At 68.9% G+C, this 22,129-nt stretch carries 18 protein-coding genes; 9 read left to right on the top strand and 9 right to left on the bottom strand.

What is annotated here, in order from left to right; genetic code table 11:
* Window positions 1-43: 43 nt before the first annotated feature.
* Window positions 44-1,912, bottom strand: a complete 1,869-nt coding sequence (locus POL67_RS53415) for a MutS family DNA mismatch repair protein (RefSeq protein ID WP_271914555.1) — start codon at window positions 1,910-1,912, stop codon at window positions 44-46.
* Between the two features lie 26 nt (window positions 1,913-1,938).
* Here POL67_RS53415 and coaBC point away from each other — a divergent pair, with 26 nt between their 5' ends.
* Together coaBC and POL67_RS53410 are read left to right on the top strand one after the other, a co-directional pair.
* A complete protein-coding gene (coaBC, locus tag POL67_RS01035; RefSeq protein ID WP_271914553.1) occupies window positions 1,939-3,201 on the top strand; it encodes a bifunctional phosphopantothenoylcysteine decarboxylase/phosphopantothenate--cysteine ligase CoaBC in 1,263 nt (420 codons plus the stop codon).
* Complete coding sequence (locus tag POL67_RS53410) at window positions 3,198-3,950, top strand: CPBP family intramembrane glutamic endopeptidase (RefSeq protein WP_271914550.1); 753 nt, start codon at window positions 3,198-3,200, stop codon at window positions 3,948-3,950. Before coaBC ends, POL67_RS53410 begins: the two co-directional genes overlap by 4 nt.
* Window positions 3,951-4,019: 69 nt before the next feature.
* On the opposite strand, the gene POL67_RS01025 is transcribed toward POL67_RS53410, so the two are convergent.
* Both POL67_RS01025 and POL67_RS01020 read right to left on the bottom strand, forming a co-directional pair.
* The gene (locus tag POL67_RS01025; RefSeq protein ID WP_271914547.1) at window positions 4,020-4,862 is read right to left on the bottom strand and encodes a hypothetical protein; all 843 of its coding nucleotides are present in this window, start codon (window positions 4,860-4,862) and stop codon (window positions 4,020-4,022) included.
* Window positions 4,863-5,048: 186 nt separating this feature from the next.
* Entirely contained in the window at window positions 5,049-5,798 is a 750-nt protein-coding gene (locus POL67_RS01020) for a YebC/PmpR family DNA-binding transcriptional regulator (protein ID WP_271914544.1), read from the bottom strand.
* A 276-nt stretch (window positions 5,799-6,074) separates the two neighbouring features.
* Between POL67_RS01020 and thrS the strand changes: the two genes are divergently transcribed.
* From thrS to POL67_RS01000, 4 genes are read left to right on the top strand one after another with little or no spacing between them, the layout of a single operon-like run.
* The gene (gene thrS / locus POL67_RS01015) at window positions 6,075-7,904 is read left to right on the top strand and encodes a threonine--tRNA ligase (protein ID WP_271914542.1); all 1,830 of its coding nucleotides are present in this window, start codon (window positions 6,075-6,077) and stop codon (window positions 7,902-7,904) included.
* Window positions 7,905-7,920: 16 nt separating this feature from the next.
* Window positions 7,921-9,246 (top strand): hypothetical protein, encoded by a 1,326-nt coding sequence (locus POL67_RS01010; protein WP_271914539.1) that lies wholly within the window; start codon window positions 7,921-7,923, stop codon window positions 9,244-9,246.
* Complete coding sequence (locus POL67_RS01005; protein WP_271914536.1) at window positions 9,243-10,589, top strand: WD40/YVTN/BNR-like repeat-containing protein; 1,347 nt, start codon at window positions 9,243-9,245, stop codon at window positions 10,587-10,589. Before POL67_RS01010 ends, POL67_RS01005 begins: the two co-directional genes overlap by 4 nt.
* Entirely contained in the window at window positions 10,586-10,960 is a 375-nt protein-coding gene (locus POL67_RS01000; RefSeq protein ID WP_271914532.1) for a zf-TFIIB domain-containing protein, read from the top strand. Before POL67_RS01005 ends, POL67_RS01000 begins: the two co-directional genes overlap by 4 nt.
* A 15-nt stretch (window positions 10,961-10,975) precedes the next feature.
* Here the strand turns inward: POL67_RS01000 and POL67_RS00995 are convergent, their stop codons facing one another.
* On the bottom strand, window positions 10,976-11,338 hold the full coding sequence (locus tag POL67_RS00995) for a hypothetical protein (protein ID WP_271914529.1): 363 nt from the start codon (window positions 11,336-11,338) through the stop codon (window positions 10,976-10,978).
* A 24-nt stretch (window positions 11,339-11,362) separates the two neighbouring features.
* Window positions 11,363-12,190, bottom strand: a complete 828-nt coding sequence (locus POL67_RS00990; RefSeq protein WP_271914526.1) for a PPK2 family polyphosphate kinase — start codon at window positions 12,188-12,190, stop codon at window positions 11,363-11,365.
* A gap of 109 nt (window positions 12,191-12,299) precedes the next feature.
* Here POL67_RS00990 and POL67_RS00985 point away from each other — a divergent pair, with 109 nt between their 5' ends.
* Together POL67_RS00985 and POL67_RS00980 are read left to right on the top strand one after the other, a co-directional pair.
* Window positions 12,300-13,475: an LBF_2804 family protein gene (locus POL67_RS00985; RefSeq protein ID WP_271914523.1), complete on the top strand. Its 1,176-nt coding sequence runs from the start codon at window positions 12,300-12,302 to the stop codon at window positions 13,473-13,475.
* 89 nt (window positions 13,476-13,564) lie between these two features.
* Window positions 13,565-15,985, top strand: coding sequence for an MXAN_6577-like cysteine-rich protein (locus POL67_RS00980; protein WP_271914521.1), 2,421 nt, complete (start codon window positions 13,565-13,567; stop codon window positions 15,983-15,985).
* A gap of 21 nt (window positions 15,986-16,006) precedes the next feature.
* On the opposite strand, the gene POL67_RS00975 is transcribed toward POL67_RS00980, so the two are convergent.
* Genes POL67_RS00975 through POL67_RS00965 form a run of 3 tightly spaced genes read right to left on the bottom strand, consistent with a single transcriptional unit; the run spans window position 16,007 to window position 20,206 of the window.
* The gene (locus POL67_RS00975; protein WP_271914517.1) at window positions 16,007-19,252 is read right to left on the bottom strand and encodes a VIT domain-containing protein; all 3,246 of its coding nucleotides are present in this window, start codon (window positions 19,250-19,252) and stop codon (window positions 16,007-16,009) included.
* 42 nt (window positions 19,253-19,294) lie between these two features.
* Complete coding sequence (locus POL67_RS00970) at window positions 19,295-19,678, bottom strand: Hsp20/alpha crystallin family protein (protein ID WP_271914514.1); 384 nt, start codon at window positions 19,676-19,678, stop codon at window positions 19,295-19,297.
* A 33-nt stretch (window positions 19,679-19,711) separates the two neighbouring features.
* Entirely contained in the window at window positions 19,712-20,206 is a 495-nt protein-coding gene (locus POL67_RS00965; protein ID WP_271914511.1) for an Hsp20/alpha crystallin family protein, read from the bottom strand.
* 370 nt (window positions 20,207-20,576) lie between these two features.
* Here POL67_RS00965 and POL67_RS00960 point away from each other — a divergent pair, with 370 nt between their 5' ends.
* Window positions 20,577-21,125 (top strand): YtfJ family protein, encoded by a 549-nt coding sequence (locus tag POL67_RS00960; protein ID WP_271914509.1) that lies wholly within the window; start codon window positions 20,577-20,579, stop codon window positions 21,123-21,125.
* 13 nt (window positions 21,126-21,138) lie between these two features.
* Here POL67_RS00960 and POL67_RS00955 read toward each other — a convergent pair whose 3' ends face one another.
* Window positions 21,139-22,101 (bottom strand): MerR family transcriptional regulator, encoded by a 963-nt coding sequence (locus POL67_RS00955; RefSeq protein WP_271914507.1) that lies wholly within the window; start codon window positions 22,099-22,101, stop codon window positions 21,139-21,141.
* Window positions 22,102-22,129: the final 28 nt, after the last annotated feature.

Raw genomic sequence — 22,129 nt, 5'->3', positions numbered from 1 at the left:
TACGGAACGTGGGGCCCGCAGATCAACATCACGGCGAATCTCGTCACGCCTCGGGGAGCGCGACGTTGATCCCCACGAGCCGCATGAGCCGCAGGGCGTTCGTGGTGGAGACGACGCCGGACCGGAGCACGTAATCGAACGTCATCTTCCCCTCCTCGACGTGCTCCTCGAAATGCACGTTCACGACGCGGCCACCCGTCTGCTCTTCGAGGTCCGCGAGCGCGAGGTCGTGCGAGGTGACGGCGCCGATCGCGCCCTTGTCGAGGAGGTGGACGACGACGGCGCGCGCGCCGATGTGGCGCTCGCGCGAGTTCGTTCCGTGAAGGACCTCGTCGAGGAGGAAAAAGACGGGCTCGTCGCGATCCGCCGCGTCGACCACGGATTTGAGCTTCTCGAGCTCGGCATAAAAATGCGAGACGCCCTGCTCGAGCGAGTCGCTGATCCGCATGCTCGTGCGCACCGAGAGCGGCGTCATGTGAAGCTTTTTCGCGCACACGGGTGCCCCCGCCTGCGCGAGCACGGCCGCGAGGCCCATCGAGCGGAGCCACGTGCTCTTGCCGCTCATGTTGGAGCCGGTGACCAGCATCCCCCGCCCCGGCCCGTCGATCGAAAGGTCATTCTCCCGCCGCGAGCGCGTCGGGATCAGCGGATGCCCGAGCCGCTCGGCCACGAAGCACGGCGGGCCCTCCTCGACGACGGGAAACACGAACGTCGGATGTTCGTACGCGAACGCGCCGAGGCTCGCGAGCGCCTCGATCTCGCCGAGGGACTTGAACCAGCCGCGCACGTGGCGCCCCGCGCGCAGGCGGAAACGCTCGAGCGCGGCGATGCAGAAGACGTCCCAAAGCAAGAAGACGTTCGCGAGCATGTGCACGAGCCCGGAGTGGCGGAGCTCGACGAAGCCGAGGACACGCTCGAACGTGGCGAGCTCGCGGCAAGCCGAGGCGCCGTCGTCGCCGCCGAGCAGCGCCGCGCGGAGCTCGACGAGGCGTGGCGCGCGCAGCGGCTCGGCCTCGATGCGCGCGAAAAGGTCGCGGTATCGGCCGAACGGAGCCTCCTTCGACGCCGCCTGCGCGAGCACGGGCTGGATCCTCGCGCTGATGAGGAAAAGGACGACGACCTGGAGGACGAACGGGACGAGGTACACCCGGCGGAGCAGCGGCGGGAGCGCGCTCCCGAGCCCGTGCGAGAGCGCAAAGAGGCCCACGGTGAGCGGCACGAGGACGAACGCCGCGCGCACGAGCGTCCGCGCAAAACCGCCGCGGAGCACAGGCTCGGCCTCGGCCCATGTGACGAGAGGCTCGGTGGGGCGGCCACGCGTGCCCGCGGAGGCGCCGATCGTGGCGAGGTCTTCCCGGAACGCAGGCATGCCCGCGAGCTCGCGCACGGCATCCTGTCGGGCCGCGATCTCAGCGGGCGAGGCGCGCTCGCCGAGCCAGCGCGCGAGCGTCGTGGTGCCAGGCGCGGTGCGCGTCTCGTCGAGGAGGCGGAAGAGCGAGGCGGATCCGAAGACGTCGAGGTCGACCGCATAAGGATGACGCGGCTCGGCCGCGGGTCCATGCGGGAGCGCGTCGGGCAGTTTGCCGGCGAGGCGCGCGAGCGAGCGGTCCACGATCCCGAGCCGCGTCTGCACCTCGGACTCGCGCGTGACGAGCGCGCCGTGCACAGCCACGACAGCGATGAAGACGACCCAGCCGAGCGCGACGAGCACCCAGCCGAGCGTCGGGAGCGAACGGAAAAATCCGTATCCGAGCGAGCCGAGGGCCACGAGGAAGAGGAGCCCGCGGAGGCCGGAGAGGCGCGCAGAGCGGCGCGCGAGCTCGTCCGCCTCAGCCGCGAGCGTGTCCCGGCGCGCGTGCTGCGCGGCGTGAGGATCGTCGGAAGTCGAAGAGGTTTCGGGCGCGTCGGACACGGCCGGAGCCTACCGCGGCGGGGGGCATGTACGCTCGCCCCATTTCGTGCAACCTTTCCGGCCCCGTGCTCGCCGCCCTGCCCTCGTCCGTCCCCCCCACGATCGTGCTCGCCGTGAGCGGCAGCATCGCCGCCTACAAGGCCGTGGAGGTCGCGCGGCTCCTGAAGAAGGCCGGGGCGCGGGTCATCCCGATGATGACCCGTTCGGCGCGCGAATTCGTGGGACCTCAAACGCTCGCCGGCATCACGGGCGAGCCGGTGCACGAGGAGATGTTCGATCCGGGCTACCCCGGAGAAAAACACGTCGAGCTCGGGCGCGCCGCGGATCTCGTGTTGATCGTGCCGGCGACGGCGGATCTCCTGGCGCGGCTCGCCGCGGGCCGCGCGGATGATCTGCTGACCGCGCTCGTGCTCTGCGCGCGCGGGCCCGTGCTTGCAGCGCCCGCGATGCACCCGCGCATGTGGGGACACCCGGCGACGATGCGGAACGTGGCGACGCTCGCGGCGGACGGGCGCGTGTCGCTGCTCGGTCCCGTCGAGGGCGAGGTCGCCTCGGGCGAACGAGGCATGGGGCGAATGGCCGATCCCGAGGAGATCACACGCGCGGCGCTCGCGGCCGTGGAGACGCGGGATCTCACGGGGATCCGGATCGTGGTGACGGCGGGGCCGACGGTCGAGGACCTCGATCCGGTGCGGTTCCTCGGCAACCGATCGACGGGGAAGATGGGCTTCGCGATCGCGGAGCGCGCGGCGTCGCGGGGCGCGTCGGTGACGCTCGTCTCGGGGCCGGTGGCGCTCGCGACGCCGCGGGGCGTGACGCGGGTCGACGTGCGCGGCGCGCTCGCGATGAAGGAGGCGCTCTGGGAGGTGATGGGCGCCGATCTCGGGCGCGCGGATGCGCTGATCATGTCGGCCGCGGTGGCCGACTACCGGCCCGCCGAGCAAAGCGCGACGAAGCGAAAGCGCTCGGCGGAGCCGCTCGAGATCAAGCTCGTCCCGAACCCGGATCTGCTCGCCGAGGTGGGCGCGGCGCGGACGGGGGCGCGGCCGGTGCTCGTGGGGTTCGCCGTGGAGACGGCCGACGACGCGGGGATCGTGGCGTACGCGCGCGGAAAACTCCAGGCGAAGCGCGTGGACATGGTGGTCGCGAACCACGCGCAGGACTCGTTCGGCCGCGAGGACAACCGGGCGACGATCGTGACCTCGCACGGCGCGGAGGCGTTCGGGGTCCTGTCGAAGCGTGATCTCGCGGATCACATCCTCGATCGCGTGGCGCAGAGGTGCCGGTGAGCGAGGCCTCGGACGAAGAGACCCCGGACGAGGACGTCGACACAAGCGAAGACGTCGACGGTGAACCCACGTCGAAGCGAGAGGCCCTCCTCGTCGCGGGCGGCGTGACCGTGGCGAGCGGGCTCGCCGTGGGGTTTGCCTTCTCGGACGAGCACGCGGGCACGCCGTGGATGCTCGGGTCGCTCGTGCTCGTGTACGCGGCGCTCGCGGCGTTCACGGTGTGGCGCCAGCACGCGCGGGGCGAGCTCGATGAGCAGCTCCGGCCGCGCAGCGGGGATCTGACCGTGGGCGCGATCGTGGCGGCGGTGCTGTACGGCGTCGCGACGGGCGTGCACCTGCTCGTGACGTCGCCGCCGTCGCCGCGGGCCGCGTGGATCATGCACGTGTACGCCACGCTCGGCGATCCGTCGGCGGAGGGGCGGCACTTGCTCGGAGGCGTGGTCTTCGTGGTGGCGGCGCTGGAAGAGCTCGTCTGGCGGGGCCTCGTGCAGCGCGTGCTGCTCGCGTCGTTCGGGTGGCTGCGCGCGTGGCTCTTGCAGGCGGCGCTGTTTGGCGTGGCGCACCTGCCGACGATGTTCCTGCTCGGTGATGCGCGCGTGGGGCCGAACCCGCTGCTCGTCGCGGCCGGCGTCGCGTATTCGCTCGTGTGGGGGCGACTCGCGATGCGGATGGATCGCTTGCCGCCGGCCCTCTTCGCGCACGCGCTCTTCACGTGGGGCGTGTTCGAGTTCCCGATCTGGAGCCCTTGAGGCCGAAATGGCGAAGCGCCCGCGGACAGCCCGCGAGCGCCTCGCCTCCGCCTCGATCACGCGAGCGGATCAGCCGTTCTTGCGATTGCGACGCCGACCGACCGAGATGCCCATCGCCGCGAGGCCGAGCGCGATGCCCGTCATGGCGAAGGGCGACTCGGTTTGTCCCGGCGAGGCCGAACAGCCGAGCCCGCTGGCCTCGCCCGAGCCCCCGCAATCCGCGCCGCCGAGCGTGATCGTGCACTCGCCTTGCGCCTGGGCCGAGACGTCGACCTTGAGGCCCTGCTCGAGGAGGGCGTTGATGCACCCCTTCACGTCGGAGGCGAACACGTACTGGTCGTTGCAGAAGAGCGCGCCCGTGGGCTCCTGGCACTGCACCCTGCAGCCGCCTTCGAGCTTCGCGTAGCAGGTGAGGTCGCAGTCCATGTTGATGTTCGCCGTGCACGCGCCCGTGCAGCACGTGTCGCAGTGCTCGATGCAGTTGCTCGGTTGCACCTGGCACTGGCTGCGGCAGCGGCTGGTGCAGCTCGCCTTCGCGTCCGTCACGCAATCACGTTGCGGGTAGTTCGCCTGGCAATCCGCGATGAACGGCTGCTCGCATTCGTCGTGACAGCCCTGGATGCAATCGAGCTTCGAGGGGTCGCACTCCGCGATGCAGCTCTCGCCGCAGTTGTTGGTGCACGACGTCGACGCCGACGCGGTGCATCCGCCCTCGCAGCCGGCGGTGAACCGCAGCGACGTGCAGTCGGCTTCGCAGCCGCCCTCGACGCGGATCTCGCAGCCGAGGCCGTTCTTGTCGAAATCGAATTTCCCGCACTCGGGAGGGGTCGTGATGGCGAGCGCCTGGGAGGAGGCGAGGAGCAACGCCGGGAACGTGAGGACCGAAAGCACGAGCTTGCCGAAGTCAGCCATGGGGTCTCCTTCCGATGCGAAGGCAGAGGGTATCAGGGACCGTTGGATCGAGGCCCACGCGATCACGTGGACGGCCTCGTAAGACGGTCTTTCCCCAGGCTCGTTGCAGCGCTCGTCCGGGTCCGAATGCTGCTCCACACGCAAAAGGGGACCTTCCCGTGCGGAAGATCCCCTCGTTTGTGTGCCTCAACCCGCGATGCGGGCGAGCTCTTCTTCGGAGACGTCGAAGTCGGCGTAGACGTTCTGCGTGTCGTCGTGATCGTCGAGCGTGTCGAAGAGGTTCAAGCAGAGCTCGGCGTCACGCCCCTCGACCTGCTTCTTGTTCTTCGGCACGTACGCAGGGCCGCTCGACTTGACCGCGATCTTCGCGTCCTCGAGCGCCTTCACGACGGGGTCCGTGAGCTCGACGCTGCACGTCACCTGCCACTCCTCGCCCTGGTCGGAGTAGTCGTCGGCGCCCGCGCCCACGGCGATCTCCATGAGCTGGTCCTCGGTCGCCGCGTCCTTCGCGAGCGTGATGAGGCCCTTGCGATCGAAGGCCCACGCCGCCGAGCCTCCCGAACTCATCTGGCCGTTGTGCTTCTCGAAGATCTTGCGAACCTCGGCGACGGTGCGGTTCTTGTTGTCCGTCATCACGTCGACGATGAAGAGCGTGCCGCCGGGGCCCGTGCCCTCGTAGACGATCTCCTCGTAGTTCACGCCCTCGATCTCGCCGGTGCCGCGCTGGATCGCCCGCTTGATCGTGTCGGCGGGCATCGCCTGGCTGCGCGCGTCCGTGACCGCCTTGCGCAGGCGCGGGTTGCCGTCGACGTTGCCCCCGCCCATGCGCGACGCGACGGTGATCTCCTTGATCAGCTTCGTGAAGAGCTTGCCGCGCTTCGCGTCGAGCGCGCCCTTCTTGCGCTTGATCGTGGCCCATTTGGAGTGGCCGCTCATGCCTTCACTACTCCTCAGAAAGTGTGCGCCCCGGGCGCACCGCGCCGCAAAGCGCGCGGAAGGTAGCGAGGCGGCCCCTCGGAGGCAACCTCGGCCTGCGCTCCCCCAGGCGTTTTTCCGACCCGGCGGCGGCCAGCGCGGGCGGACCTCGCTTGCTTTCGGGGCCGCGGTGGCGCACGTTCTGCGCCCCAAACCAAGAGCTTTGTGCTGGCCGGGACCTCGACCGAGAGGGCTCGGCCGGTGGACAGGGCCGAGCCCAACCGAGAGATCCGAGTCATGCCCGTCATCGAAGAAAAGCCCCAGGACGAGAAGCTGTTTCGCATCCGCCACTCGCTCGCTCACGTCATGGCGCAGGCGGTCCAGACGCTCTACCCGGGGACGAAGCTCGGGTTCGGACCGGCCATCGACGACGGCTTTTACTACGACTTCATCCTGCCGAAGACGGTGAGCGACACGGAGCTGCCCGCCATCGAGGCGAAGATGCGCGACATCATCGCGGCGGCGCAGACCTTTTCGCACGAGGACCTGCCCCTCGACGCGGCCCTCGCGCGCATCGAGGGCCAGATGGGCGAGCCCTTCAAGGCCGAGTACGCGCGGGAACTCGCGAACAAGAAGGGCCACCGCGAAATTAGTTTCTACGCAAACGGTGGCTTCGTCGACATGTGCGAAGGGCCGCACGTTTCGAACACGAGCGACATCCCGGCGGACGCCTTCAAGCTGCACGCGCTGGCGGGCGCGTACTGGCGCGGCGACGAGCGCAACGCGATGATGACGCGGATCTACGGCTACGCGTTCAACACGAAGGCGGAGCTCGACGAGTACGTCGCGGCCGTGGAGCAGGCCAAGCAGCGGGATCACCGCAAGCTCGGGCAGGAGCTTCGCATCTACGCGATCCGCGACGAGATCGGCAAGGGCCTGCCGCTCTGGCTGCCGAACGGCGCGGCGATCCGGCACGAGCTCGAGAAGCTCGCGCACGAGATGGAGTTCCGCGCGGGCTACAAGAAGGTCGCGACGCCGCACATCACGAGGCGCGGCCTCTTCGAGACCTCGGGGCACATCCCGCTCTACGAGGACGGCATGTACCCGCCCATGGTCCTCGAAGAGGAGGGGCGCGGCGCGGGCGGGCCCGAGGAGTCGTACTACCTCAAGCCGATGAACTGCCCGCACCACCACATGGTGTTCGCCTCGGAGAAACACTCGTACCGCGATCTGCCGCTGCGTTACACCGAGTACGGCTCGGTCTACCGCTTCGAGCGCGCGGGCGCGCTCCAGGGCCTCACCCGCGTGCGCGGCATGACGATGAACGACGCGCACATCTACGTGACGCCCGAGCAGCTCAAGGAGGAGTTCCAGGCCGTCATGAAGCTCCACGAGCGGTACTACTCGCTGTTCGGATTGACGAACTACTTCATGCGTTTGTCGCTCTGGGATCCGGCGGATCCGAAGCGCGGCGCGAAGTACGTCGACGATCCGGAGAACTGGGCGCTCTCGGAGCGGCTCGTGACCGAGGCGCTGGAGGAGATGGGGGCGAACTACAAGCTCTCGCCCGGCGAGGCGGCGTTCTACGGGCCGAAGGTGGATTTCCAGTTCATCACCGTGACGGGCCGCGAGTTCACGCTCTCCACGAATCAGCTCGATTTCGCGGTCCCGCCGCGCTTCGGGCTCTCGTACACGGACAAGGACGGCAAGGAGAAGACGCCGTACTGCATCCACCGCGCGCCGATGGGCACGCACGAGCGCTTCATCGCGTTCCTCATCGAGCACTTTGGCGGCGCGTTCCCGACGTGGCTCGCGCCGGTGCAGGTCGTGATCATCCCCGTGAGCGACAAGTTCCTCGCGTACGGCAAGAAGATCGAGGCGCTGCTGCGCGAGGATCTCGTGCGCGTGGAGCTCGACACGAGCTCGGCCACGATGGGCAAGAAGATCCAGGAAGGCGCGACGCGGAAGGTGCCGATCCTGCTCGTCGTCGGCGGCAAGGAAGAGACGGAGCAGACGGTGACCGTGCGCAGGTACGGCATCAAGGAGCAGAAGGCGATGCCGCTCGCGGGCTTCGTCGAGATGCTGTCGCAGGAGATCAAAGAGCGGCGGCACGTGAAGTCGTGGTAATTTCCGGGGGGACTCGATGATCCCCCCGGCGCGCCTCGTTTCGTTCGTTCGAGAGGCGCCATCGCTCGCGCTCATCATGCTCGCGCCCCTCGCCGGGTGTGTCCTCATCACCGACGTCGATGAACGTCGGATCCCCAAAGATCACGCGTCGTCCGCTTCGTCGTCCGGAAGCTCGTCCGCGTCGACCGGCACGGGCGGACAAGGCGGCGCGGGTGGCGCGTCTTCGTGCACGAACGACGCCGATTGTCCGGGGCTCGCCGCCGCGTGTGGCGAGCCGCGGTGCTTCGAGGACGGGCGGTGCGGCTTCGACAACCAGCCCATCGGGGCGCCCTGCGACGAAGGTGGGGCCGCGTGTGACGGCAAGGGCCATTGCGTGGAGTGCACGGCCGGCGTGCACTGCGCGAGCGGCAAGTGCGGGCCGGATCGAACGTGCATCCCGGCGACGTGCAGCGACACGATCGAGAACGGCGACGAGACGGACGTCGATTGTGGCGGGTCGTGCGTCGCGAATTGCGGACCAGGCGCGGGGTGCGTCGTGGACGACGATTGCGTCGGCGGGCTCTGCGAGGCGGGCACGTGCGCGCCGACGTGCAAAGACGGAGCGAAGAACGGCGAGGAGACGGGCGCGGATTGCGGCGGGCCGACGTGTCCCGCGTGCCCGCTCGGCGTGGCCTGCGAGATCGACGCGGATTGCGTCTCCGGGTTCTGCGAGACCGGCGTCTGCGCGGCGATCCCGACCTGCTCGGACGGCGCGAAGAACGGGGCCGAGACGGACGTCGATTGTGGCGGGCCGGACTGCGTGAAATGCGTCGTGGGCGGGGCTTGCGAGGGCGGGGTCGATTGCGACACCGCGTCGTGCGTGGCCGGGGTGTGCGCGGGCCCCTCGTGTGCGGACGGCGTGCAGAATGGGAACGAGGCGGGGATCGATTGCGGCACGGTTTGTCCGACCGGATGCGCCCCGGGCGCGCCGTGCACGAACGGGCTTGATTGCGCGAGCAAGATCTGCGAGGGACCGGCGGGCAGCGCCGTCTGCTCCACGCCCTCCTGCTTCGACGGCGAGCACAACGGCGACGAGACGAGCTACGACTGCGGCGGCTCGTGCGACGTGAAATGCCCGCCGTTCTACCCGTGCCTCGTCCACGCGGATTGCAAGGGCGGCGTGTGTGATCCCGTGAAGCTCACGTGCACGCCGACCTGCACCGACGGCTACCAGAACGGTGGCGAGACGGATCCGGATTGCGGCGGCCCGTGCCCCAAGAAATGCCCCGAGGGCGGCCATTGCAACACGAGCCTCGACTGCGTCCCGGACTTTTACTGCTTCCAGGGGCATTGCTTGCCATGAGGCGCCTCGGAGGCCTCGCCGTCCTCGCCGCGCTCGCCCTACCTTCGGGCCCGGCGCTCGCGAATGGTCGATTTCCTTCGGCCGGGCACGTCGAGGTCGATCCGATGGATCCGGCGCACGTGGTCTTGCGGGCGACGTACGGGCTCATCGTGAGCACGGACGGGGGCGCGCGCTGGTCGTGGGTGTGCGAGGAGGCGATGTCGTTCGCGGGGATCTGGGACCCGCCGATCGGCATCACCGCGGGCGGCGCGCTGCTCGTGGGGTTGCCCGATGGGCTCACCGTCTCGACGCCCGACGGTTGCGGATTTTCGCGGGCCGGCGCGCTCGAAGGAAAGCTCGTCATCGATCTCGCGGTGGACAAGAAAAACCCAGCCCGCGCCGTGGTGCTCACGTCGTCGCCGGTCGGCGCGGGCTTCGATACGCGGCTCTTCTGGACCGAGGACGGCGGCGCGTCGTTCACGGACGCGGAGGCTGTTTTCCCGGACAATCTGCGCGGGTTGACGGTCGATCTCACGCCGGATCCGTCGATCGTCTACGTGAGCGGCGTGCTCGGCGGATCGATGCCGATGGGCGTCGTGCTTCGGTCGACGGACGGCGGAAAGACTTACGAAATCACGCCGGTGCCCGGGAGCGACGACACGCGCGGGCCTTTCATCGGCGCCGTGGATCCGGCGGACGCGGACCGGGTGTACGTGCGGCTCGACGGCGCCCCGGGAAGGCTGCTCCATTCGGCAGACGGCGCGAAGACGTGGGAGGAGCTTTTCGTCGGGGAAGGGACGCTCTTGGGTTTTTCCCTGTCGCCCGACGGCAGCGCGCTCGTCGTGGGCGGCGAAAAGGATGGCATCTGGCGCTCGCCGGCGCCGGAATGGGCGTTCGAGCAGGTGTCTCGATTGCACGCGCGATGTTTGCGCTGGGCGGAGCCGGGCGTGTACGCATGCACCGAGGAGGTGCTCGACGGCTTCTCCGTGGGTTTGTCCGTGACCGAGGGCTCGACGTTCGGCGTGGCCTCGCGCCTCGCCGACCTCTGCGGGCCGCTCCCCTGCCCCGCAGGCAGCACGACGCGCTCGTCTTGCGAGCCGCGCTGGCCGATGTTGCAGACGATGCTGAATACGGTGTCCTGTGACGGCGCCGGCGGCGGAGGACCGGTGGACGCCGGTGTGCCGCCCTGGGAAAATCCGGGGAAGGAGCCGCCGGGCGATTGTGCATGTGGCCTCGCGCGGGGGGTCCCGGGCGGCGAGGCGGGCGTTTTTTGGGCGGCCCTCGCCGCCTTCGGGTTCATCGGGGCGCGTCGCGCGCACCGAAAAGGATTTCGCTCGGGCGAGCCGAGAGGAAGGCGACCGTGAATTGTCCCAAGTGCAAAGCGGCGATGGAGATCGTGGTGTTCGAGGACGTCGAGGTGGATCGCTGCACGGGCTGCAAAGGCCTCTGGTTCGATAGCCGCGAGAACGAGCGGCTCAAGTCGATGCGAGGCTCGGAGATCATCGATTCCGGGGACCCGAAGACCGGGCGGAAAAACAACACGATCCCGTACGTGCGCTGTCCACGCGACGGAAACCCGCTCGTGCGAATGGTGGACCCGGCGCAGACGCACCTCTGGTACGAGACGTGTTCGACCTGCGGCGGCGCATATTTCGACGCGGGCGAGTTCCGCGATTACAAAAACCTCACAGTGCTCGATTTCATCAAGGATCTATTCGCGAAGCCGCGGGCCTGAGCCGAGGCGGGCGCATCAGCGGTTGCGCCGCCAGCCGTCGGGTTCGTCGGAGGGTGGAGGGGGCGGAGGCGGTGGGCGAACGACGGCTCGACCAGCGTCCGCGACGCCGGCATCCGCGGGCGCGGTGTCCACGGGTCGCGGCAGCTCGGGCAAGGACGGCGGGTCGATCGGCGGGGCCCCGACGAGGAAGGGGCTCGGAGGCGGCGGGGTCTCAGGCGCCCGGTTTTCCGGCCGCGGCGGCTCGGGCAGAGCGAGGGGCGCGGCGCTCGCCTTGGCATTCTCGGCGGATTCGGCCTCGACCGAAGCGGCCTCCTCGTTCTTGCAAGCCGCGCCCGCGAGGGACAGGCCGATCGCCGCGCCGAGAATCATCGTTCGCATGGCAAGGCGCCTCGGGGTCAGGATCTATCTGCGGGCCCGATAGGCGTCGAGCTCGGCCTTGCGCTCCCGACCAACCGCGTCGAGCTTGTCCTGCCAGACCTTTTTGTAGGGCCGGAGCGTCTGCACGAGCTCACGGGCGATGACCAGGTTCCGGTACCATTTCGAGTCCGCGGGCACGATCGTCCACGGGGCGCGCTTCGTCGAGGTGCGCGAGATGGCGTCCTCGTAGGCATCGGTGTACTCGCCCCATTTCTCGCGCTCTTTCCAGTCGCCGGGATTCAGCTTCCAGGCGGTGCGCGGGTCCTGCTCACGCTCGACGAGGCGCTTTTTCTGCTCGTCCTTGCTGATGTGAAGGAAAAACTTCAGCACGATCGTGCCGTGCTCGCAGAGCAGCTCCTCGAAATCGCGGATGTGGCCGAATCGCTCGCCCCAGATGTCGCGGGGGACGAGGTCGTGGACGCGCACGACGAGCACGTCCTCGTAATGGGAGCGGTTGAAGATCGAGAACTCGCCCTTGCGGGGCGTATGGCGGTGAATGCGCCAGAGGAAATCGTGCTCGCGCTCCTCCTCGGTGGGCACGCCGAACGAGGTGACGTGCACGCCGCGCGGATTGAGCAGGCCCACGACGTGCTTGATCGCGCCGTCCTTGCCCGCGGTGTCGCGGCCTTGAAGAACGACGAGCACCGAATGCGTGCGCGCGCCCCACAGGAGATCCTGGAGCTCGAACAGCTCCTCGCCGAGCTCCTCGAGCTCCCGCGCCGCCTCGTCGCGCGTCACCCCGCCGGGCGGCGACTCGCTGATCGCGCCGAGATTCACTTTCTCCCCGGTCTTGTCGAACGTGACGACGCCCACGCGCACTCTCCTTGTCGAGGTCCCTTGGCCACGAGGCCCGCCCCGCGAACCGAGCAAACGCAAAGATTCGCCGCACGTCAAGGGTCATTCGTGTATCGTTGGTGCTCGCATGGTCAGCGCGAGCGGGACGGATCCGGCGGCGCAAGTGGAGACGAAAGCTCCGCTGCTCGAACGACTCGGTGTGCTTTATTTTCGCCGGCTTTCGGCGTCCTTGCCGCGCGTCGCCGCGGCCGACGCGGTGAGCGTGCTGAACGCCGAGGAGCGGCGACACCTCTCTGTCGTGGTGCGCGGCGCCGTCATCCGCGCGAGCCTCGCGGGCGCGGTGAGCGCGGCGCTCGCGGCGGGCGCGGAGGTGCTCGCGGATCGGCTCTTCGGGGCCGAGCACGCAAGTTTCGACGTGACCGCGCGATACTGGGCGCTCGTCGGCGGCGTGACGATCGTCACGGCGGTGGCAGAGATCCTTTATCTTTATTGGGATTCGCTCCGCGCGGTGCATCAGCTTTCCCGCGCCGCGGGGCTCGATCCCTTCGCGACCGAGGCGAGCAGCGATGGGGCGGCCGTGGCGGCAGCGCTCGCGCGCGCCGCGCTCGAATTGCCGAACCCGACGGAGCGCGTGTTCGGGGTCGATCCGCGGCGCGAGGCGTCGAAGATCAAATTGGCGATCGCATCGCTGCTCTACAAGGTGAAGGTGAGCGTCACCAATTTCGCGGTGAAGGTGCTCGTCCGTCGCCTCGCCGGCCGCGCGCTCGTGCGCACGTGGCTGCCTTTTGTTGCGGTGCCCGGCACGGCCGCGTGGAACGGGCTCGTTTGCTGGATCGTGCTGCGCGAGGCGAAGATCCGGGTGATGGGCCCCTCGGCCGCGCGCGAGCTCGTGGGCGCGATCTTCGATCAGGGAATCACGCTTTCGGCCGAGGGGCGCCTCGCGCTCGTGCGCGCCGTGGCGAGCTCGATCGTGCGCACGGAGGATTTGCATCCGAATCTGCACGCGGTGCTCGTCGAGGTCTTGCGGCGCGTGGACGATCCGCTGCCGGAGGACATCGACGATTCGCGGGTGTTCCTCGACGTCCTTGCGCGCCTCCCACCCGCGGAGCAACGAATGGCGCTGCAGATCCTGCTCTCGGCGGCGATCATCGACGGGCGCTACACGAGCGCCGAAAAGCGGCTGCTCCACGAGGCGCAAGCCGCATGCGGGCGGACCCCGGACGTGCGGCCGGCGGAGCGGCTGCGGCGCGCGTTCGTGGCCGGCGCCGGGTCGCTCGACGAGCTGATTCGCACGCTCCTCTGATCGGTCACACGAGCGTCGTCGATTCTGTGTAAAATGGAGGCGTTCCGCGCTCTCCGGGAGGGGAGCCTTCCATTTGCCAGGAGGCAACGATGCTTTCCGTCGATACCCGACGCAGACCGGGATTCCCGGCGCTTCTTTTCTCCTTGCTCCTCGTCCTCTGGACGGCGGCCTGCGGCGACGATCCAGCCCCACCACCAGCCTGCGCCGGTGGCACGACGTCCTGCAACGGGACGTGCGTGAACGTCGCTGCGGACGCGCAAAATTGCGGCGCATGTGGGACGACGTGTAGCGCAGACGAGACGTGCTCGGACGGCGCGTGTGTTCTCGACTGCGTGTCTGGACAAACGACCTGCGGCAGCACCTGCGTGGACACCTCCAAGGACCTCGCGAACTGCGGGGCCTGCGGCAATCCCTGCGCCGCGGGCGAGGTTTGCTCGAATGGCACCTGCGCGCTCTCCTGCCAGGCGAGCCTTTCCGATTGCAGCGGCACCTGCGTGGATACCTCGAAGGACCTCGCGAATTGCGGGGCCTGCGGCAATCCCTGCGCCGCGGGCGAGGTCTGCTCGAACGGCGCGTGTGCGCTCTCCTGCCAGGCGAGCCTCTCCGATTGCGGCGGCACCTGCGTCAACCAGCAAACGGACGTCGAGAACTGCGGCGGATGTGGGCTCGCGTGTGCTCCGGGCGAGGTCTGCTCGAATGGCATGTGCGCGCTCTCGTGTCAGGTGGATCTGACCGATTGCGGCGGGGTCTGCGCCAATCTGCAGACGGACCTCGGCAACTGCGGGGCTTGCGGGCAGGCGTGTGCTCCGGGCGAGGTCTGCTCGAACGGCATGTGCGCGCTCTCCTGCCAGGCCGAGCTCGTGGCGTGTGATGGGCTCTGCGTGGATACGGCGACGAACCCGGCCCATTGCGGGGCGTGCGGGACGACGTGCAAGTTCGACGAGGTCTGCTCGAACGGGACGTGCGAGAGCACGACGCCGGTCGATCTGCAATTCCTCAGCGTTTCGGACTGGCACGGGCAGCTCGACCCGCTCGTCGTGAACAACGTCGAAATCGGCGGCGCCTCGGTGCTCTCGGCCTATTTCCAGAAGGAGCGCACGACGAACCCGAACACGCTCGTCTTCACCGCGGGGGACGGCATCGGCGCGAGCCCTCCCCTCGCCTCGTACTTCAACGAGGAGCCGGCCATCAAGGCGATGAGCTTGATGGGCATCGACGCGTACACGTTCGGCAATCACGATTTCGATCGCGGCGTCGGGCATCTGCAATCGATGATCGACCTCTCGACGTTCGAGTGGGTCACGTCGAACCTCGCGAACATCGACGGAAACCTCACGGGCGTGGCGACGCCGTATCACATGGTCGAGGTGGGCGGGTTGAAGGTGGCGATCATCGGCATCACGAGCCCGGATGCGCCCGCGAGCACGGCGCCCGGGAGCTTCGGGACGATCACGATCAAGAATCCCATCACGTCGGCGATGGAGGCGCGCAATGCCGCAGAGGCCGCGGGCGCGAAGGTGTTCGTGGCGATCGTGCACCTCGGCGCCTCGCTCTGCGACCAGGCGACGGGGACGTGCCAGGGCCCGCTGCTCGATTTCGCGAAGGGCGTGAACGGGTTCGACGTGATCCTCGGCGATCACACGGACATCCAGGTCAATACAGTGATCAACGGCGCGCGTGTCGTGGAGAACCGCAGCAAGGGTTTGACGTACGCGCGCGTCGAGCTCACGGTCGTGCCGTGGAATGGTTTCGTGGCGAAGAGCTCCGCGACGATCCTCTCGCCCGTGAAGAGCCAGGTGACGCCCGATCCCGCGGTCGAGGCGATGCTCCAGCCTTATCGCGCGCAGCTCGCGGCCGAGCTCGATGCCGTGATCGGCGTCGCCACGGACGTGTTTCCGCGCGGCAACAACGTCGAGCGGCTCGTCGAGGTGGCGATCGGGAACCTCGCCGCCGACGCGATGCGCGTCAAGTACGGCACGCAGCTCGCGTTCTGCAATGGCGGCGGTCTGCGTACCTCGATCCCCTCGTCGTATACGCCGGCAAACACGATGCTCCGGCGCCTCACACCCGGGTATGCGGCCGGCCCGCCGTACGACATCGTGCGGGGCGACGCGCTCGCGGTCCTGCCATTCGGCAACGTGATCATGACCCGCACGGTGACGGGGGCGCAGCTCTGGCAGGCCATGGAGAATGGAATCAGCGGGCTCCCCACGGCGGCCGGGAGATTCCCGCAAATCTCAGGCTTCGGGTTCACCTACAGCGCGAGTGCGCCGGCGGGATCACGTATCCAGGAGATCCACCTCGCCAATGGGACGCCCATTGCGGCAAACGGGACGACCTATACCCTGGCGGTGCCCGATTTCCTCAACGCGGGCGGCGACGGCTACACGATGCTGCTCGACGGGCAGGGGACCTCGCGCGAGATCCACGCGGAGGTGCTCATCGAGCACATCCAGGCCCTCGGCACGATCACGCCGACCGTCGAAGGTCGGATCGTCGCCGTGCCCTGACGATCCACCCCTGCCCTACATTCAGCGCGACGCCGGCAGCTTGCCGGTGACGACCCCGAGATCCACGAACGCGCGGTCGGTCATGACCACGAACGGCCGCTCTTCGAGCCGGATCTCTCCATTTCCGTCGTGCTCGACGATCTGGAGTTTTCCCATGCCGTAGCCCATCGGGCCCTTCGAGTAATAATGGGCCTGGAGGCGATACGGGTAGGCCGCGGCGCGGCCGTCGATGGCGAAACACTCGGGGCCATAGCCCGTGGTGACGTCGGCGAAGAGCTCGCCACCCGAGCGGAGCTTCCGGTGACTGTAATAGGCGTGTCCGCGGCGGCCGTCGCGAATGTGGAAATCGACGTCGTTCGCGTCCGTCTCCCACGTGAGGACAAACCGGAGCGAGGGGCGCTTGGCGAGGGGGACGCCGAGCTCGCGCAGGGTCTTTTCCACCTCGGCGCGGCGCTCGGGTTTGGCGCGAATGAGCGCGGCGGCGAGGATGCCGACGTCGTCGGCGAGGACGCGGCGCACGCCGGCGAAACGGCCGCTCGGATAACGGCGCGCGAACGACGCGGTGATGGCCTCGAAGGCCTCGGCGAACTTTCCGGCGCGGGCGAGCGCATACGCGAGGAGCCGGTGCCCGGAGGGATGATCGGGGCGCGACGCGACGGCCTTTTCGTAGGTGTCGACGACGAGGAACGAGACGCCGTCGGCGCGATTGCCAATGCGCTCGAGCCGCGCGCCGGCAAACCTCCGGAGGTCGGCGCGGGACGGGAAGAGGTCGATGATCGAGCCGTAGGCACGCGCGGCCTGGTGGAGGTCGCCGAGCCCCTCGAACGATTCGCCGAGCGCGACGAGCGCGAGCGCGTCGCCCGGCTCGGCCGCGCGCCACGTGGAGGCCAGGGAGAGCGCTTCGGCGTGTTTCTTCGCCTGGATCAGGTTCATGACGTCGGCGAATTTGCCCTCGTAGGGCAGGACGCCGGAGTCACTTGAATCCTCGTCGTCCTCGAATTCGCTCGGCGGCGGGGGCGGCGGGGGCGGCGGCCTGCGGTGCGGCGGCGGTCGCCAGGAGGTGCTCGGCGCGTCGCCGAACTCGGCCTCGATGCGGCTGGGGCTTGATGCGCCCGAGGCCGCGGATGAAGCGGGCTTCGCGGCCGCGCGGGGCGGGCTCGCGGGGCGCGGGGACGGGCGTGGTGCCTCGTCGGCAGGCTCGGCTTTCGCCTCGCGCGCAAGCTCGTCCCGGGAGAGGGTCTCCGATTGCGGAGGAGGAGGCGCTGCCTCGGCCACCGGTGCCGCCGCGGGTTGCGCGTCCGGGGCGCCGGTATCCTTCTTTTGCCTTTCCTTGGTCTCGCTCTCGTTTTTTTCCTGGGCGACCTTCGGGGGTTCGTCCGAGCCCGCGGCGACGGCCACGGGGCCCCCTTTGCGGCTTTGCAGCTCGACGCCCGAGCGACCAACGACGAGGATGTCCGCGAGCGCGGTCCGGTCGATGCCAAACCGAGCGTAATCGTTTTCGGTCTCCAGGACGAGCAGCGCCGTGAGGTCGGAGAGCACCCGGAAGCGCGTCGAGAGCGAGACGATCTCGCGCCCGATCGCCGCGCGCCGGCCCTCGTCCGGGGCCGCCTCCATTTCGAGAGAGAGGCGCTCGATTTTCGCCCGCGTCGCCGCGCGTTCGAGCAGCGGGCGCTCGGCGAACTCCGTCGCGACCTTCGTCCGCGCCGTGCCGGAAGGCCCCTGCACCTCGACCTCGAACGGCGCGCTCGGCGGGATCTCCGCATACACGAGCGCCTCGTCCCCGGGCTGCACGGCGTCGAGTTTTTCCGGGTACACCCATTTTGCGCCAGGAACCCGCACCTTGAGGCCCGAGACGGTGGCGCGGCCGAGACGATCGGCGAGCACGCGCGGGCTTTCCGCGGCGTCGAGGACCACGCCGTCCTGCGGGAACGAGCCCGTCGTGAGCCGGCGCAGGAGCGCCTCGTCGCGAATGCCGCCGGCCACGATGGCGTCGAGCCGGCGAATGCCCGCGTCCCGGAGCTTCCCGAGCTCGGCCGCGATCTCGCCGGGCGTCGTGGGCCCGGCCGTGGGAATGCCGTCCGTGAGGAGCAAGGCGCGCGTGAAGCGGCCGCCCTGCTTTTTTGCATATCCCGCCGCGCTCTCCAGTGCGAGCCCGAGGTCCGAGGCGCCGAGCGCCTTGCGCTGCAGAATGGCCTCGATCTCCTTGCGGCCAAACCCCTTCCTGGGCCCCGTGTACACGGGTTCGAGCCCTTGATCGAAGCACGCGACGGCGACCGGCATGTCGCTGCCCGGCTCATCCGGTAGCGCCGCGAGCAAGGCCGCGAGCCGCTCGGCCTGGGTGGAAAGGTCGAGCGCGCGCGAGGCGCTCGTGTCGAGCAGGACGAGCAGGTCCCGGACCGGCTCGGGGCGATTCTCCGCGAGCGGCGTGACCCGCGCGACCGCGAGTTCCTCGTGCCGCAGGCCGACAGCCGATGCCCCGCCCGCGCCGAGCGGGAGCACGAAATCACGGTCCGGGGCGAAATCGGCCTGCTTGAAGGCGTGCATGCGGCGCACGGGCTCGCCCTTGTCCCCGCGGCGGCGCTCGATGACGCGCATGTCGAATTTGCCCATACGCGGCAGGCCCCGGAGATACGTGCGGTAAGGATCGGCGCGCGACGCGAGCGACTGTGAATAGGAGACGATGATCTCCTTCTCGCCCGAGGCCGGAATGGGAAACACCCGGGCTTGAAAACGGTTGCCCGCCTGCTTTTCGAGCAGCGCCGGGTCAGCCCTGCGGTGAAGGAAATCTTCGTATGCGGCGCGCGCCGCCTGGAGCTCGACGACCTCGCCCTCCTTCCAGCCGTCCGCGTTTTTCATGGCGAACCGGCTGATCGTGGCCCCGGGCGGAAGGACGAGCTCGAAGCGGCCCTCGATGGTTCGATCCTCGGGGTTCTTGAAGGTGAAATGGAGCTCGGTGAACGCGAGCGGGTCCTCGACGGCCGCCGCGACTTCGAGCGAGGTGATCACGAGGCCGACGCCGTCGGGCGAGGTCAGCGAGACGGGCGCGCCGCTGCGATCGCCCCCGGCGACCTCGAGGGTCTGCGCCGGTTGCTCCTCCCAGCGCACGGGGACGATCGGGAGGTCGCCCGCGGTGCCCCCATTCTTGTCGCCCGCGCCGCCGAAGTCCGCGGACTGCGGGCCCGTGACGATCGTGGGTCCCGGGCCGCAGCTCGCGAGGGCTTGAGCGAGGACGAGGAGGGCGAGGCGGGAAAGGCGGCGCAGGCGCATACGGTCGAGATTACGCCGACCGCCGGGCGCCGCGAAAGGTGATCAGCTCGCCTTGACCGCGATTTGCCGAGGCTTCTGGGTGGACACCTTGGGCAGGCGGACCTTGAGGACGCCCTGGGCCACCTCGGCGGTGATCCCGTCGGCCACGACGCCCTGCGGGACCAGGAAGGTCCTCGAAAAGTCCCCCAGCCGGCCCTCGACGGCGAGGACGTTGCCCTCCGGTGCGCTCGCTCGCTTGCCCGCAATCGTGAGCTCGTTCTTGTCGAGGCGGACCGCGATGTCGCCGGGGCCGACGCCGGGCAGGTCGGCGACGATCAAGAGCTCGGTCTTGTTCTCGAAGATATCGACCGCAGGCGCCACGCCGCGCCGCGTCTCCGGCGCCTCGGTCTGATGGTCCCGCTCGTCACGGCTGATCTGCGCGTTCATGGCTGCTCTCTCCTTTTCCTTCCAGAATCGATTTCACGAAGCCGATTTCACGGCGATCTTCCGGGGCTGCGCCTCGGGCGACTTCGCCAGCGTGAGCGTGAGGACGCCGTCCTTCAGCACCGCGCTCGCCTTCTCCGTATCGACCTTGCAAGGCAAGGCCACGCTGCGCGAGAACTTCACGGGAGCGCGCTCCCTCTTGTGGAGCGCATATCCCTCCGGGACGTCGGCCTTGCGCTCGCCCGAGAGCGTGAGCACGTCCTGATCGATCTCCAGCTTGATGTCCGATTCCTTCATTCCGGGAACATCGGCCGCGATCACCAGCGCGTCGCCCTTGTCGTACACCGAGAGGCGCGGCCACGTCGCGACCGTGCGCGACGAAAGCCCGGCCTCGAAGGGCTCGAAGAAGAAGGTCGATCGCGGCCAGGCGCCCCCGCGCGAATCGTACTCGTCGAAGAGCCGGTCCATTCTCCGGCGAAGCTCATCCATGGCAGCAAAAGTCCTGTTCACGTCGCCGAATCGCATCAACATGGTCGCCTCCGTATGCCCTCGCAGGGCGTGGCTCCGCCCCCACGGGCCCCGAGACGCCGCCGGCAGGGCAAACCATGCCCCGACCGCGAACGCGCGCTCGGTCCCGTCTCGTGCACCCATCCCCAAGCGCGGAGAACCGGTCTCGATTCTCTTCCGCCACTCGGGTTCGAACGACCTGCAATCTCTACATGGGTCGGCCGCTGTCAAGAGCAGCACCCGCAACCCACCCTCACCCCACCCGCCGCAGGCCCCCTCCCCGTCCCCCGAGGCGCGACCGTATGAACACGAAACAAAGATTGACTTCCGCGTCGAACCTTGTACAAAGAGTGTACAGCTTCGACGGGACGCGTGTTACGCGGAGGAATCGGCGATGAGCTCCAAGGGAAAAGCTTCGAAGTTCGTCTCGGCGGCCGCCCTCGTGGCCGCCTTCGTGCCCGGGGTCTCCCTCGCCCTGCCGAAGGAAGGCGCCGAAGCCCCGAATGCGCGGGTGGAGGACGCCGACGGTCGCGCGCTGCAGATGAGCTCTCTCAAGGGCAAGCCGATCCTCATCGTATACGAAGACAAGGACTCCGCGGCGCAAAACCAGCCGCTCAAGGACGACCTGTCGAAGCTCGGCCAGGGCGACAAGTACAAGCAAAAGATCGCGCTCGCCGCGGTCGCGGACGTGAGCGGCTACGACTGGTGGCCCGCGAAAGGCTTCGTGAAGGACGCCATTCGCGAGGAGTCGAAAAAGCAGAAGACCACGATTTACTGCGACTGGGACGGCTCGTTCGGGAAGGCCTATGGCGTTCGCAAGGGCGTGAGCAACGTGATCCTCGTCGGCAAAGACGGGCGCGTGCTGTTCGCGGGCTCGGGCGCGCTCGGCGTTGCCGATCGGAAGAAGCTCATCGAGCTGCTCGGCGCGCAGGTCGAAGGCTGACGCGCTCGCCCCCTCACTCCTTGCTGCCCCGCGACGGGCGCCGCCGCTTCTGCGCCGCCAGGACGCGCTCGATCGTCTGCCGCGCGGCCGCGAGGTCGCGCCCGACGCAAATGCCGCCGCGATCCTCGACCCACGCGCGCATCGCCTCCGAGCCGTCGCCGCCGACGAGCCACGCGACGCCGCGGCAAGCGTCGGCGTACGCGTCGACGAGCTCACGCGCGCGCGGCGGCGGCACGGCCATGGTGACGCTGAGGCCGACGAGGTCGGGCGCGAGCGAGTCGACGACACGAGCGATGGCCGGCGGCGGCGTGCGCGCGCCAATCATGAGCGTGCGGAAGCCCCACGAAGTGAAGCGCAAGCCGGCGCCGTAAAGGCCGAGGACGTGGTCCTCGTCGGCGAAACAAGCGAGCGCGACGCGGCGCGTGGCGTCCGCCGGTTGCGCGAGGCGCAAGAGGTGGATGAGGGTGCCGCCGAGCACATTGGAGGCGAGGTGCTCCTGCGCGACGGTAATCGTGCCCGCGTGCCAGAGGTCGCCGATCTCGCGGAGCGCAGGGCCGATCGTCCGGTCGAAGATCGCCACGGCAGGGCCGAGGGTGAGGGTCTTCGACACTTCTTCTTCGAGCCCGTCGGGGTCGAAACGGCGCGTGGTCTCGACGATCCGATCCTTTGCGACGGTGAACGGGTCGGTGTCGAGGGGCGCGGCGCCCGGCGGAGGCGCGGTGGGCGCGGCGACGATCGCGGGCTCGCTGAGCAGGAGGCGCGCGGATTCGGCCGGCGCCATGCCCGCCTTCACGAGGTCGCGCATCTTGACGATGAGCGCGACGTCTTCCTCGCTGTAGAGCCGGTACGCGGACGACGTGCGCGACGGCGCAGGGACGCCGTAACGACGCTCCCAGGCGCGCAGCGTCGCAGAGCTCACGCCTGTCAGTTCCGAGACGGTGCGGATTCGGTAGAGGCTCAACGGATCGCTCTCCACGGTCGCCCCGACCGATCGTCAGGACCGA

The organism is Polyangium mundeleinium, assembly GCF_028369105.1.
In the GTDB taxonomy this organism is placed as follows: Bacteria; Myxococcota_A; Polyangia; order Polyangiales; family Polyangiaceae; genus Polyangium; species Polyangium mundeleinium.
The sequence above is the reverse complement of the archived record's forward strand: the minus strand, read 5'-3'. Positions and strand labels throughout refer to the sequence as shown.

Bases quoted from the DNA above. Each gene is read 5' to 3' on its own strand.
- coaBC (WP_271914553.1), top strand. From the start codon at position 1,939: ATGTACGCTCGCCCCATTTCGTGCAACCTTTCCGGCCCCGTGCTCGCC.
- POL67_RS01025 (WP_271914547.1), bottom strand. From the start codon at position 4,862: ATGGCTGACTTCGGCAAGCTCGTGCTTTCGGTCCTCACGTTCCCGGCG.
- POL67_RS01020 (WP_271914544.1), bottom strand. From the start codon at position 5,798: ATGAGCGGCCACTCCAAATGGGCCACGATCAAGCGCAAGAAGGGCGCG.
- thrS (WP_271914542.1), top strand. From the start codon at position 6,075: ATGCCCGTCATCGAAGAAAAGCCCCAGGACGAGAAGCTGTTTCGCATC.
- POL67_RS01010 (WP_271914539.1), top strand. From the start codon at position 7,921: ATGATCCCCCCGGCGCGCCTCGTTTCGTTCGTTCGAGAGGCGCCATCG.
- POL67_RS01005 (WP_271914536.1), top strand. From the start codon at position 9,243: ATGAGGCGCCTCGGAGGCCTCGCCGTCCTCGCCGCGCTCGCCCTACCT.
- POL67_RS00995 (WP_271914529.1), bottom strand. From the start codon at position 11,338: ATGCGAACGATGATTCTCGGCGCGGCGATCGGCCTGTCCCTCGCGGGC.
- POL67_RS00985 (WP_271914523.1), top strand. From the start codon at position 12,300: ATGGTCAGCGCGAGCGGGACGGATCCGGCGGCGCAAGTGGAGACGAAA.
- POL67_RS00980 (WP_271914521.1), top strand. From the start codon at position 13,565: ATGCTTTCCGTCGATACCCGACGCAGACCGGGATTCCCGGCGCTTCTT.
- POL67_RS00975 (WP_271914517.1), bottom strand. From the start codon at position 19,252: ATGCGCCTGCGCCGCCTTTCCCGCCTCGCCCTCCTCGTCCTCGCTCAA.
- POL67_RS00970 (WP_271914514.1), bottom strand. From the start codon at position 19,678: ATGAACGCGCAGATCAGCCGTGACGAGCGGGACCATCAGACCGAGGCG.
- POL67_RS00965 (WP_271914511.1), bottom strand. From the start codon at position 20,206: ATGTTGATGCGATTCGGCGACGTGAACAGGACTTTTGCTGCCATGGAT.
- POL67_RS00960 (WP_271914509.1), top strand. From the start codon at position 20,577: ATGAGCTCCAAGGGAAAAGCTTCGAAGTTCGTCTCGGCGGCCGCCCTC.